The 13,066-nt window shown below is 38.8% G+C and carries 11 protein-coding genes and 1 pseudogene; 6 read left to right on the forward strand and 6 right to left on the reverse strand.

Translation table 11 applies throughout. The features are described 5' to 3' along the window. Positions 1–193: 193 nt before the first annotated feature. Together NSQ64_RS07645 and NSQ64_RS07650 are read left to right on the forward strand one after the other, a co-directional pair. On the forward strand, positions 194–2,320 hold the full coding sequence (locus NSQ64_RS07645; protein WP_045035143.1) for a peptidoglycan D,D-transpeptidase FtsI family protein: 2,127 nt from the start codon (positions 194–196) through the stop codon (positions 2,318–2,320). 156 nt (positions 2,321–2,476) lie between these two features. Then, positions 2,477–4,303 (forward strand): PAS domain-containing sensor histidine kinase, encoded by a 1,827-nt coding sequence (locus NSQ64_RS07650; RefSeq protein ID WP_041507383.1) that lies wholly within the window; start codon positions 2,477–2,479, stop codon positions 4,301–4,303. A gap of 25 nt (positions 4,304–4,328) precedes the next feature. Here the strand turns inward: NSQ64_RS07650 and NSQ64_RS07655 are convergent, their stop codons facing one another. After that, positions 4,329–5,501 (reverse strand): aminotransferase A, encoded by a 1,173-nt coding sequence (locus NSQ64_RS07655; protein ID WP_217967270.1) that lies wholly within the window; start codon positions 5,499–5,501, stop codon positions 4,329–4,331. Positions 5,502–5,795: 294 nt separating this feature from the next. Between NSQ64_RS07655 and NSQ64_RS07660 the strand changes: the two genes are divergently transcribed. Beyond that, positions 5,796–6,680 (forward strand): cation diffusion facilitator family transporter, encoded by an 885-nt coding sequence (locus tag NSQ64_RS07660; protein ID WP_017359428.1) that lies wholly within the window; start codon positions 5,796–5,798, stop codon positions 6,678–6,680. A gap of 64 nt (positions 6,681–6,744) precedes the next feature. On the opposite strand, the gene NSQ64_RS07665 is transcribed toward NSQ64_RS07660, so the two are convergent. After that, on the reverse strand, positions 6,745–6,897 hold the full coding sequence (locus NSQ64_RS07665; RefSeq protein WP_017367142.1) for a hypothetical protein: 153 nt from the start codon (positions 6,895–6,897) through the stop codon (positions 6,745–6,747). Positions 6,898–7,197: 300 nt separating this feature from the next. Between NSQ64_RS07665 and NSQ64_RS07670 the strand changes: the two genes are divergently transcribed. From NSQ64_RS07670 to NSQ64_RS07680, 3 genes are all read left to right on the forward strand, one after another. Continuing rightward, positions 7,198–7,737: an RDD family protein gene (locus NSQ64_RS07670; protein ID WP_045035146.1), complete on the forward strand. Its 540-nt coding sequence runs from the start codon at positions 7,198–7,200 to the stop codon at positions 7,735–7,737. 125 nt (positions 7,738–7,862) lie between these two features. After that, positions 7,863–9,173, forward strand: a complete 1,311-nt coding sequence (locus tag NSQ64_RS07675; RefSeq protein WP_341015859.1) for an MFS transporter — start codon at positions 7,863–7,865, stop codon at positions 9,171–9,173. Between the two features lie 73 nt (positions 9,174–9,246). Beyond that, positions 9,247–10,155 carry a chemotaxis protein gene (locus NSQ64_RS07680; protein WP_024719666.1) on the forward strand — a complete coding sequence of 303 codons (909 nt, stop codon included), beginning with the start codon at positions 9,247–9,249 and terminating at the stop codon, positions 10,153–10,155. 237 nt (positions 10,156–10,392) lie between these two features. Here the strand turns inward: NSQ64_RS07680 and NSQ64_RS07685 are convergent, their stop codons facing one another. The 4 genes and pseudogenes from NSQ64_RS07685 to NSQ64_RS07700 all read right to left on the reverse strand — a co-directional run bounded on the left by NSQ64_RS07685 (position 10,393) and on the right by NSQ64_RS07700 (position 13,013). After that, positions 10,393–10,854 (reverse strand): YkyB family protein, encoded by a 462-nt coding sequence (locus tag NSQ64_RS07685; RefSeq protein WP_007498684.1) that lies wholly within the window; start codon positions 10,852–10,854, stop codon positions 10,393–10,395. Positions 10,855–11,020: 166 nt separating this feature from the next. Continuing rightward, positions 11,021–12,177: pseudogene (locus NSQ64_RS07690) on the reverse strand (tyrosine-type recombinase/integrase). Positions 12,178–12,221: 44 nt separating this feature from the next. Next, positions 12,222–12,695 (reverse strand): ImmA/IrrE family metallo-endopeptidase, encoded by a 474-nt coding sequence (locus NSQ64_RS07695; protein ID WP_268382261.1) that lies wholly within the window; start codon positions 12,693–12,695, stop codon positions 12,222–12,224. Positions 12,696–12,707: 12 nt separating this feature from the next. Beyond that, the gene (locus NSQ64_RS07700) at positions 12,708–13,013 is read right to left on the reverse strand and encodes a helix-turn-helix domain-containing protein (RefSeq protein WP_106032416.1); all 306 of its coding nucleotides are present in this window, start codon (positions 13,011–13,013) and stop codon (positions 12,708–12,710) included. Positions 13,014–13,066: the final 53 nt, after the last annotated feature.

Here is a 13,066-nt window from a genome sequence, read left to right on the forward strand (position 1 = left end):
CAATGAATGGAGAATCTTTCTATTTAAAGAAAACGACATAAACATACCAATATTTTAAAGTGTTAGTATATTTTTTTGCAGAATAGGGATTGACAGCTTTTTTTCACTTGTTTCGCTGTAACAACTATTACAAAAGTGTTACAATAATGAGTGGTAATTGTAAAAGATTGAAAGGATGAGAGGAGCTACATAAGTGGGAGAGAAACAGCATCAAGGTGCTGCCGAGCAGAAAAAAATGAAGCGCCGGAACGCCTGGAGAATTAATCTCTTTTTCTTCGCTGTATTTAGTTTATTTGCTGGACTTGTCATCAAGCTCGGTGTGCTGCAAATCGTCAATGGTGAGGATTATAAAAAGCAAGCCAACCGAACTGAGGTCAAAACAGCATCATACCCGTCTCCAAGAGGAAAAATGTATGACGCGAGAGGAAGAGTCGTTGTTGATAACGAAAGCGTACCTGCCATCGTTTATACATCAGAAAGCGGTGTGAAAGCGGAGGATAAGATTAAAGTAGCAAGAAAACTTGCGACTTATATAAAAATGGATACAGATTTTTTGAGAGAGCGTGACATTCGAGATTTTTGGCTGGCCAGCCATCCGAAAGAAGCGGATAAGCTCATTTCAAAAGCAGAGCAAAAGAATCTTAAAGCAAAAGATGTCTATCCACTTCAAGTAGAGCGTGTGCCTAAGAAAGAAATCAAGGCGATCGAAAAAGATGCAGAGGAAAAAGCAGTTGCAGCGATCTATCGCAGGTTTACAGGCGGATATGCCTTTGAACCTCAAATCGTGAAAGCAATGGACCCGAACGAAGAGAAAAAAGGGGACGAAAAAGTTGCGCTGCTTGATGAAACAAAAGAATCAAAACAGACATCATCCGTAAGTTTGACATACGAAGAGATCTCACTTGTATCAGAGCATCTTGATGAACTGCCTGGTGTAAATGTCATCAATGACTGGACAAGGAAATATCCGTATGAAAAAACCCTCTATAATGTCCTTGGCGGTGTCACCACCCCAGAGCAAGGCATTATAAAAGAGCGTGAAGATTACTATATGGCAAGAGGTTACTCGAGAAATGACCGAGTAGGAAAAAGTTATTTAGAATATCAATATGAAGATTTTCTCAATCCAGAAAAAGCAACTGTTCAATATACACAGGTCGGCGGCAAACTGCTTGATGAAATCAAGCGGACAGAAGGACGAAGAGGACTTGACCTTGCACTCACATTTGATATGGAGCTGCAAAAGGAAGTCGACAAAATCGTTGAATCAGAGCTAAGATCCGCTAGTGCAAGAAACTATATGATGGACCGTGCCTTTGTTGTGATGATGGACCCTAACACAGGTGATGTTCTCGCAATGTCAGGGAAGAAAATGGACGGAAGAGACGTCACAGATTATGCGATCGGAACATTTACGACACAGTATGAAATGGGCTCTGTTGTCAAAGGAGCTACTGTCCTCTCTGGTTATCAAGATGGCATGTCACACAACCAATCCTATATGGATACACCGCTGTATTTTGCGGGAAGTGGAGGAAAGCCAAAACAGTCTTACAAAGTTCTTGGATGGGTTAACGACCTTCAGGCACTCCAAAAAAGTTCCAATGTCTACATGTTCCAAGTGGCGATGAGAATGGCAGGGATCACCTATCAAAAGGATGGCCCGTTACCGGCAAGACCTGAACACTTACAAAAAATGAGAAACTACTATGCTCAATTCGGTCTTGGCGTAAAAACAGGCATCGATTTGCCGCAAGAATCAAGCGGAATGCAGACGCATCCTAAGACAGTCGGCGGACTCTTACTTGATGAAGCGATTGGCCAGTATGACACGTATACACCACTTCAAGTCGCACAATACATGTCGACCATCGCAAATGGAGGTAACCGTATTCAGCCAAGAGTGGTGAAAAGTGTTCACTTCCCAACGAATAAGGAAGAAGTAGGTCCTGTTGTGAAGAAATATGAGCCGAAGGTGCTGAACACCATTAACAACTCGAAAGCAGATATCGACCGCGTCAAAATGGGACTAAAAATGGTCACATCAACAGGCGGGACTGCAGCTGGCCGGTTCGGTCAGCATGATGTCGCAGGGAAAACGGGTACAGCCCAAACCTTCTACTATGGTGCCAACCGGAGCTGGTGGGGGAATGCCACGTACAATTTAACCTTTGGAGGATATTATCCTTCTTCCAATCCGAAAGTGGCATTTAGTGTCGTCACACCGTATGTATCAGATAAAGATCCTGTCATTAAAACCATTCCAAGTAAAATTGTTGATAAGTACGTTGAATTACAAAAGAAATATGAAAAGCAATAAACAGCAGGGAGCACAGCAAGAGAAAGTGCTCCCTTTTTGCTGAAAATATGGACGTTTCACACGAGATTGGGAGGAAAATACGGTTTTTCTAGCGAATCCTTTTTATACATCAAACTAAGGACAACCCTAAAAAAATTAAAGGAGGGTCGGACGACGATGGAACAAAAAATGAAAGATTCGAATCAGCTGTACTCGAATATTGATTTACATGCCGTTCTTTCTTCTAATGGCCGCTTTCTCTACATTTCTTCCAATTGTAAGCAGCTTTTGCTCTATGAACAAAAGGATTTACTAGGGTGTTTTTTGAAAGACTTTGTTCATACCGAAGATCAATTTCTCGTCGAAAGTTATTTCTATAATCAGCACATGCTAGAGATTTGCCACTTTAGACTGCTTAGAAGTGATCTTACAGCTGTATGGGTAGAAGCAAGCATTGATTTTGTTGCTTGTGATGGGTTAGACAACGATTTAAGTAGAGAAATGATCCTGAAAATGAGGGTAATGAATACAGAGCCTCAAAAAGCAGCATTTCAACCAACAGAAGTGTCAGAACAGTCGTTAGGCAGTCTACCGGCTTTCCAAGATGTCAGTGAAGCTGAAAATCTGATTGCCATGCTGCCAAATCCGTTATGTATTACGGCGCTTGGGAAAATTGTGTATGCCAACGATGCGATGCTGCAATTAATGGGTGTATGTACAAAAGATGAAATGATCGGCAAGTCTGCGTTTGATTTTATTGCCGAGGAGTACCATGACATTGTGAGAAGCCGAATCAAAAGACTGCAGCAAGGCCTTCCAGTCGGAATGATTGAACAAATATGGAAAAGGAAAGACGGGAGCATGATTCATATTGAAGTGAAGTCATCTCCGGCAATTTATCAAAATCAACGGGCAGAACTTTTACTATTAGTGGACATCTCTTCCCGTAAAAAATTTCAAACCGTTCTTCAAAAAAGTAGAGAGCGGTATCAGCTGCTTATCCAAAATTCTATTGATACCATTGCCGTCATCCACGATCATAAATGGGTATTTATGAATGAATCAGGTATTAAATTATTTGAAGCCGAACATTACGATAAATTAATCGGAAAAGATATCTTTCATCAAATCCATTCATGTGATCAACAAAAAGTCAAAAAGAGCTTATCACGTATAATCGAAAGAGCATCAGATTCTGAGATTGTGACGATGAGCTGCCATACGTTTAAACACCGGTTGATTTATACAGAAATGGTTTGTATCCCTACCACATTTTTTGGTGAAACAGCCGTTCAAATTATTTTAAGAGATATATCTGAACGAAAACAGACAGAAGAACTCATGCTGCGCTCTGAAAAATTATCAATCGCAGGTCAATTGGCAGCAGGTATTGCACACGAAATAAGGAATCCACTGACGGCGATTAAGGGCTTTTTACAGCTCATTAAACCAAAAACAAAAGACCGGGATCAATATTTTGAAATTGTCTTCTCTGAGCTGAGCCGGATTGAAATCATCTTAAGTGAGCTACTAATGCTTGCAAAGCCGCAGCAAACAGCATCCATGCAGACGCTTGATTTGAAAAAAATCATTAGCGAAGTCACCGCTCTGCTAGAAACACAGGCCAACTTAAATGGAATTTTGATGAACACAAGTGATATCGAGGAGGATCTCCTGATGAATGGGGATCAAAACCAGCTGAAGCAGGTGTTTATCAATTTAATCAAAAATGCCGTCGAATCCATGCCGGACGGAGGGAAGGTAGACATTACCGCCAAAGCCGAAAAAGAAGGGATACTTGTCACGATTAGAGATGAAGGAATTGGTATTCCTGAATCGGTCATGAAGCGGATCGGCGAACCTTTTTTAACAACAAAAGAAAAGGGAACAGGACTTGGGCTCATGGTGACATTTAATATTTTAGAAAATCACAACGGAACCATCCGGGTAGATAGCGACCCAGAGAAAGGGACTGTGTTTCACATCATGTTTCCCGCAAAATAAAAACAACGGCAAGAGAGCCGTTGTTTCATCCGTCTATTGATTGTATGGAACGCTTTTCAAGAACAAATTGTTCGAGACGGTCAAGTCCTTCTTTTAACGTTTCAAGTGAATATGCATAGGAAAGGCGCACATATCCTTCTCCGAGTGAAGAGAAAGCAGAACCAGGTACGACCGCAAGTCTTGTACTTTCTAACAACTCCATGCAAAAATCAAATGAACTCATCCCAAACGATTCAATGGAAGGGAAAATATAAAAAGCGCCGGAAGGCTTAATGACCGGAAGCCCCATAGAAATGAGTCGATCATATACATAGTCGAGTCTTTTCTTATATTGCTCTCTCATGATCAGTGCATCATCCACACCATTTGTCACTGCTTCAAGTGCCGCCTTTTGTGAGATAGCCGAGGCACAAGAGACGTTATATTGATGTACTTTTAATACATGTTTAGCAATAGGAGCGGAAGCTAATAAAAAGCCGATTCTCCATCCGGTCATGCTATGAGATTTTGACAGTCCATTGATGACAATCGTCTGTTCCTTTAAGAAAGAAGCAATGGAATGATGTGGACGATCAAATGTCAGCTCACTATAAATTTCATCAGATAGAATAAAAATATCCTTTCCTTCAAGAAGCTGTGCAATTTCTTTCAATTCTTCTTCTAATAGCGTGACCCCAGTTGGATTTGAAGGGTATGGAAGGACAACACACTTTGTCTTTTCCGTTAATGCATCTTCAATCAGCTTGGCGTTTAATTTAAAACCGGCATTTGTTGTGTCGATATGCACGGGCACCGCACCGCACATCCGAATGATCGGTTCATAGCCAGGGTACACAGGGCCGGGCAGGATGACCTCATCGCCTTCAGTCAAAATGGTTCGAAACGCAGCATCAATTGCTTGACTCGCACCTGTTGTCACAATGATTTCTGTCTCTGCATCATAATCAAGATGGACTTTCTTTTTGATGTATTGCTGGATCGCTTGTCTTAGCTCTAAAAATCCAGCATTATGAGTATACGAGGTGAAATTCTCGTCAATGGCTGTTTTGGCAGCTGTTTTGACATGATGCGGCGTATAAAAATCGGGCTGACCTATGGTCAATGAAACGACATCCTCATATGAAGATACGAGATTTGAAAATGTTCGAATGCCTGAAATTTCAATATCCTTAACTCTTGGATTCAGCAAATGCTCCATTTCTCATCACCTTAAAAATTTATGTTTTTATCCTATTTTACCATTCACTGCATAAATGTCACCTGCGGAAAGGCTTCGGATATCGTTATATGTAGTCTATTCTCCTATCCATCACAGCATGAGTGATATATGAAGAAAGAGTAACATTTATTATAGCGTAACCTGCTCGGAAAATACAGCTCTGCTTAAGATGATTAGAATAAGGCAAAACGGTATAAACTGAAAGAACGAGAGAATCAAGTCATGGGAATTGCTTTCACAGGCATACGATCTCCTGAAGGAGGACGATAATAGATGGATCAATCAGCAAAGACATCGAAAATAGCCTTTTTATCCGTCATGAGTAATACGTTTGTTGTGGTCCTTAAAATCATTGTAGGGGTGTTAACTGGATCTGTTGCGGTTTTATCAGAAGCCATTCACTCTTTTCTCGATTTAATGGCCTCTTTTATTGCATTTATCTCTGTTCGTATTTCAAGAAAGCCGGCAGATTCAAAACATCCTTATGGACATGGGAAAGTTGAGAATATTTCTGGAACGATTGAAACTTTGTTAATTTTTGTTGCTGGGATATGGATCATTTATGAGTGTGTTCATAAATTAATGCATCCTGAGCCTGTTAAACTGCCGGTACTTGGTATTGTGGTCATGCTGATCGGCGCACTTATCAATTTTGTTGTGTCGAGAGTTGTGAACAAAGAGGCAGAGCGAGTACATTCTGTTGCCATGAAATCGAATGCACTGCATCTTTTAACAGATGTGTTTACGTCACTAGGAGTCGCCATTAGTTTATTGCTTGTTGCATTAACGGACTGGTATTTCCTCGATCCGATTATTGGAATGGTGCTAGCGCTCTATATTATGCGTGAAGCATTTAAACTCATGAAGGAAGCCTTCCCGCCGCTTGTCGACGCCCGGTTAACCCCGGAAGAAGAACAAGCGATAGAGGCCATCATTCAAACATTCAGTCAAGAATTCATTGAATATCATGACTTTCGAACAAGACGATCCGGTGCTGAAGAATATATTGATTTTCATTTGATTGTACATGGAAAAACAACCATTGAAGATGTTCACCAATTATGTGATCGAATTGAAGAGAACATTCAGCAGGCGTTTCCGCATGCACAAATCTTTATTCATGTAGAACCTGAAAGTGAAAGAAGCACACAAACGTAAAAAGGCGATACCACCTCTTTGAAGGTTGTATCGCCTTTTTTTACGCTTCATCTATGAAATGAAATCAATATCCATAAGCAGTATCGTAATCTTCATACCAAGAGATATAAGCAGCATCTTCATTAGATAAACCATGTTTCATATCTAAAAAATCAGCTTCGCAAATATCTTCAATCACAGTCATTTCGTTGTTCTTTAATAGTACGACAGTTCCCATCATGAACACCTTTCTTTAAAAAATCCTTGACTATTGTACCATGTGAAACGTGATTGTCAACAGAAGAATCGAAATGAGACAAAAATATCACAAAATGTTAAAAAATCAGGCGTTGAAAGAACTAGATGTGCCATAATTTCTGTGAATTTTCAGTATTTAATCACATAAATCATCATTGAAAAATGATCTAAAATTCATGTAAAAATGTAAAGCTCCATTGATCTTGCGATATTCATAAGATATAATAACGAATGATTATAAGAAATTTATAGAAAACATACATAATAAAGGAGAAATAGGATGGAAACAAACATGTCAGAAGCACCTATTCAAGAAGAAAAACATCCTGAACTAGCTGGTGTAGGTTATCGTTTTCTTGCTCATCTTTTAGACGGTGTCATTATTAGTGTACCATTTTCATTCATTGTATTTATTCTCGCAACACTCTTTTTTGTCTCAAGCCCTGAGGCGGCATTTTTAATGTATGATGATAGCTATTACTATTCTTCAACGGTGATCACGGATGAAGAATGGGCAGTCATAATGGGCTTTATCTTTTTCTATGGCGTAACGATTTTAGTCGGTATCGCGGTGACTTGGCTGTATTATGCGATCATGGAATCATCAAAGCTTCAAGGAACTCTTGGCAAAATGGCTCTTGGAATCAAAGTGACAAAAGTAACGGGTGGAAAAATAACATTCGGGCGCGCGACAGGCCGCTTTTTTGCAAAAGGCTTTTTGTCTCCAATCTTATGTATTGGCTACATCATTGCGTTTTTCACAGAAAAAAAACAAGCACTTCACGATTTGATTGCAAGTACCATTGTCGTAAAGAAATAATGAAAAGAAGCACCTCTGCTAAATAGTAAGGGGTGCTTTTTGTATAGATTGCTTGTATGGAAGAGGGAAACGTCACATAAAGTAGAATGATAGTGAAAATAAAAGCAGAGAAGGGAGTCAATCTATTGAAAAGAGGGAAAATGACCGTTCAAAAAAAAGGGGCAAGCTTCGGGCTCTTTTTCACCGCACCTGTTTTGGCCTGGGCATTGTATGATTTTGCAAATACGATATTTTCATCGAATATGATCACCATTTTCTTCCCATTTTACTTGCAGGAGACGATAGGCGACAGTGCGAGGATGGATCAAATCGCCAGTACATTTATTTCTTATGCGAACGCACTTGCAAGCTTTTTCCTCGTCATTTTTACGCCTTTATACGGTGTGCTGATTGATCGTACAGGGAAAAAGAAGCGGTATATCACGGTGTTTACCCTGATTTGTATTGCCTGTACCTTTATGATGGGGATCTTTGCTGGGATTGATTTCTCAAGCGAATGGTTTGGTCTTCCTGTCTCCTTATTGGTGGTGGTTACCTTGTTCGTCATCGCCAAATTTTTCTATCACTCTAGTCTTGTTTTTTATGACACCATTTTGCCCGATCTTGGGACAAAGGATGAAATCCCCCTCATTTCTGGATTCGGTATTGCTGTCGGCTATTTAGGTACACTTGTCGGCCTTTCTGTTTATTTACTTGTAGGAAATGACCAGTTTCATGAAGCATTTATTCCGACAGCCCTTTTATTCTTTCTCTTTTTTCTTCCCTTTCTCTTTATTATAAAAGATCCTCAACCTTTCCCGCAGCAAGAGAAAAAGGCGTCTTTTTTCAGCGGGTATAAAGAGATTATTCGTACGTTTAAAGAGATGAAGCAGTACAAACCGGCTTTTATTTTTATGATCGCTTTCTTTTTTATGAATGATGCGTTGCAGACAGCGATTGCGATGATGGCTGTTTATGCAAAAATTATCATTGGCTTTACGGCAGGTCAATTTATTTTGCTGTATCTCGTGTCCACAATTTCAAGTATCATTGGCTCGTTTCTATTCGGATATGTCACAAAGGCCATCGGTGCAAAGCGCTCGATTACAGTCGTGTATGTCATTTTAATTGTGGCGCTCATTCTAGCTGTGACAGCGACAACTGAATGGGTCTTCTGGGTAGCAGGCAGTCTATTCGGAATTTCACTTGGTGCAAGCTGGGGATCATCACGAATCCTCATTATTGAGCTGACACCTAAAGAAAAACGAGGGCAATTTTTTGGTCTCTTTGCGTTTTCGGGAAAGGTGTCTTCAATTGTTGGTCCCATCATTTATGGCTCCGTCACACTGCTGTTTGCAGCACATGGGAATCTCGCAAGCCGTCTTGCATTAGGGTCTTTGCTCATCCTTGCAGCCATAGGACTTGTGATTCATCAATTCGTGCGAGAGAAAGCGTAAAGAAACGTCAACTTTTTACCCATGCTGCCGATATAAAAAGTACAATCTTATATTGAAGAATAGAGGGATTTCCGTGGCTTTAAACAAACAAGAAATTTTACTTGACTCTGGTACTAATGAATTGGAAATTGTGAAGTTTGAAATTGGTTCAAATCAATTCGGCATTAACGTCATGAAAGTAAGAGAAATTATTCAGCCAGTTGAGGTGACAGTTATACCGCACTCTCACCAAGATGTAGAAGGGATGATTAGTTTACGAGGCGAGATTTTACCAGTCATCAATCTATTTTCCTTTTTTAATGTCGAGTCAGATCAGTCAGAACAAGAGAAATACATTGTGACTGAATTCAACCAACGGAAATTTGTGTTCCATACAGGAACGGTATCGCAAATTCACCGCGTCAGCTGGGAAGAGATTGAAAAACCAACTGCACTCAATCAAGGAATGGACCGTCATTTAACAGGGATCATCAAGCTTGACGAGAAAATGATTTTCCTTCCAGATTACGAAAAAATCATTTATGATATTGAATCCGCATCTGGCGTAGACACATATCATATGTTTGACGGTGAGAAAGACGAGAGAAGAACAGGGAAGAAGCTGTATGTTGTTGAAGATTCTCCGCTTCTCATGCGCTTATTAACAAATGAATTAACCGAGGCAGGCTATAAAAACATTGTAACCTTTGAAGATGGGAAACAAGCATATGACCATGTCATGGATCTTGTCAGTAAAGGCATCAGTGTGACAGAAGAAATTGATATGATTATTACGGATATAGAAATGCCAAAAATGGATGGACATCGATTAACAAAGCTGCTGAAGGACAATCCTTTAACACAGTCCATTCCAATTCTCATTTTCTCTTCATTAATTACGGACGATCTGCGTCATAAAGGGGAAACCATCGGTGCAGATGATCAAATTAGTAAACCAGAAATTCATCAGTTGATTGAAAAGGTAGATCATTTTATTATATAAAGAAAAAACCACTCGCTTTGAGTGGTTTTTCAGCGTGTAGACAAACCCTCGCATTCTTTGTCAGTCCTGCGTGCTGGTGCTCACGAATGTCAAATTCGCTCCGCACAAGTAGCTGTCCTTCCAAGACTGCAAAGGTTTTCTATCACGCTGAAAAGAAGACAAAGAGCTAAAATAAACAACATTTTAGCCCTTTGTCCATAATATGAAAAACCACTCGCTTTGAGTGGTTTTTTCTGTTTAAAAATAACTTTCCCCGAGCCGTTTGAAGACGGGTTTTGTATAATGTGATTTTTGTTTTGTGGCGGCAGGTTTTTCTTTTAAACCGACATACGTTTGAAGTATTTGTTTTGCTCGATTTAATGACATATTCGCTTTTGGATTGCGATATGATTGATTTAAATTTCCTAAGTGTGGCAAAAATTCGAAGTCTTCTTTAGTTGGTGGCAGATGAAAATAATAATCTCCGATTTCAATCAGCACGTCGGACTGTTGTTGACTATATCTGGGATTGTTAGAGAAATGTAGGCCCACTTTTCTTCCTTTACCTTCTTGCAATAGTTTTTGCAGCGCACGTTTTTTCAAAAGATAAAGAAACTTGGGATTTGGTGCGGTTTTAGCATGGCGGTTAACAGTATAAATGGCTTTTGCGATGTTTTCTGCTGTAGGTTCTATGTCTTTAGTATGAGCATAATCGTCCATTTTTTCTCTCCTTTGTCTTTCGTCTTCCTGTGCTTAGTATAAATTATACGTTTTTATTAGTAAATTGCAAATAGTCTTATTGTAAAAAGAAAACCTTTGGTATAAAGGGATTAGAGGGGATTAAAAATTGATTGTTTTAGAATCCCCCCCAAAAACATCCCCCAAATTATAAATTCATAGCCTCTTCAAAAACTTCAACTGATTCTATTTCTAATTCTTCAAAAGTATGGCTATAGATATCATTAATCATTTGAGGGCTGTTCCCAAGACGATCAGCTATTACTTTGACTGGAATTCTTTTGCTTATAAGTATAGTCGCATGAGTATGCCTTAAACCATGAACAGTTATTTTTTTAGTTTTTGATTATCAGCGACAGTATTTACAGCATAATTAAGTGAGTTAGGTGATATAGGTTTTCCACTTGTCCGACTGATTAATATGAAATCTTCTTCTTTTAGAGGTTGACCAAAGGAAAGCTTTAATTCTTTACACCATTTTTGATATAATTTTAATTGGTTTATTACTTTCCCCCCGACTTTTATAGTGCGGTAACTATTATTAGTTTTTGGGGGGCGTAAACCATCATAATCACGGGTTTTGTTTATTGTGATTCTGAATTTGTTAAAATCAATGTCTTTCCATGTTAGACCTAACGCTTCACCCTTACGCATACCTGTACTTGCAAGTATGAGAAGTGCAGTATAATGTGAAATACTTTTAAGCGCTTGAGCGCCTTCCAGAAAAATGCTTAATTGTTCAGCAGTATAAAAATTATCGACAATCAGAGTGCTTGGATTGTCTTTTCTTATTTTCACCTTTTTAAAGCGGTTTTTCTTTATTATTTCGTTTTCGACAGCAGCATTAATTCCGATTTTGAAGATTGTATGGTACGCATGAACCGTACTGGGAGTTAATTTGTCTAATAACTTATTTATAAACTTCTTCTTATATGTTGCTGCGTCTAGGTTATTGATCTTTATATTTCCCAACAAAGGTTTTATGTGGTTCTCTATCGTGAAAACCCTCGCTTTGATAGTAGGAGTTTTCCATTGATCTCGGTTTGTCTCCATCCAAATATCAAACCACTTAGAAATAGTTAAATTTGTACTTTCTATTTCTTTAATCTCTCCATCTAATATAGAAGATTTAACCTTTAAAAGCATTCTATAGGCTTCGCTTTCACTTTTGAAACCTTGTTTTGAGGCTTCACGACGCTTACCAAATTCATCATAATAACGGTATCGATAACACCACCGTTTTTCATTTTTAGCATTAAAATAATAAAACAAATGATCATCTTTATTGCTTTTTTCCATCTTCATTTTATCAGCCCTTTCCACGTGGACAGACGCATTAAAAGGGGCGTTTATTTAGGCATCACCTCCTCAAAATTTTCAATGACTCCTAAAGGCTCGAAACAAATAGTATGCTTTCCCACTTGTTTATATAAGCCATATCTCTCCTTATATCTTTTTAGAGCATCTTCAAGGAATTGTTCAGTTACATTCAAGTATTCAGCTAATTCAAAACGATTTCTTATCCCTTCTTTTTGTGCATCAATTAATCTTTCCAGGGGGAACAACAACTTATATCCCCAATCTCGTGCTCGTAATTCCTGCTTCCTGTTTTTAAGTTTCGTTTGATCGAGTATATTTCCGTAAGTAGTAAAGTGATGACGGAGTTCTTCAGCAAGAGTACATGTTTTCTCAACACTAGATAATGTTCGATTGATCCATATCACATTATCACCGTATAAGCCTTTAGTTTTGAGTGATAATACTTTTTTGTAAACGTCGATTCCGCTTGCTGTCGCACTTTGTAATAAAGAATGGTAGTCCAATGATGCTGCACCTCAATTTTGTTCTCTCTTAGATTTAATAAATTGGAGAAATTTTTCTATTTCTTCTAATTCTTCGGTTGTCCATTCTTCGCCATCATGGTGCGCTGCGACGGTTTCAATAGGAGACTCAACCCTTCCTAAAAGATAGTCAATTGAGACATCAAAATAATCAGCGACTTTTTTCACCTTATCAACGCCGGGTGTTTTATCATCCCATCTTCTAATTGTTCCGTTTGATAAGTTAGTTCTTCTTTCTAATTCTGCTAAAGTTATTTTACGTTCATTAGCTAACTTTTTTATTTTCTCAACTATTGTCATATCAACCATCCTTAGGTTAGCTTATGACTGAAATAAACTTTATGCTAATTTGT

This window comes from Bacillus sp. FSL W8-0183 (assembly GCF_038006825.1).
GTDB classification, from domain to species: Bacteria; Bacillota; Bacilli; order Bacillales; family Bacillaceae; genus Bacillus; species Bacillus altitudinis.

Bases quoted from the DNA above. Each gene is read 5' to 3' on its own strand.
- NSQ64_RS07650 (WP_041507383.1), top strand. From the start codon at position 2,477: ATGGAACAAAAAATGAAAGATTCGAATCAGCTGTACTCGAATATTGAT.
- NSQ64_RS07655 (WP_217967270.1), bottom strand. From the start codon at position 5,501: ATGGAGCATTTGCTGAATCCAAGAGTTAAGGATATTGAAATTTCAGGC.
- NSQ64_RS07660 (WP_017359428.1), top strand. From the start codon at position 5,796: ATGGATCAATCAGCAAAGACATCGAAAATAGCCTTTTTATCCGTCATG.
- NSQ64_RS07665 (WP_017367142.1), bottom strand. From the start codon at position 6,897: ATGGGAACTGTCGTACTATTAAAGAACAACGAAATGACTGTGATTGAA.
- NSQ64_RS07670 (WP_045035146.1), top strand. From the start codon at position 7,198: ATGGAAACAAACATGTCAGAAGCACCTATTCAAGAAGAAAAACATCCT.
- NSQ64_RS07685 (WP_007498684.1), bottom strand. From the start codon at position 10,854: ATGGACGATTATGCTCATACTAAAGACATAGAACCTACAGCAGAAAAC.
- NSQ64_RS07700 (WP_106032416.1), bottom strand. From the start codon at position 13,013: ATGACAATAGTTGAGAAAATAAAAAAGTTAGCTAATGAACGTAAAATA.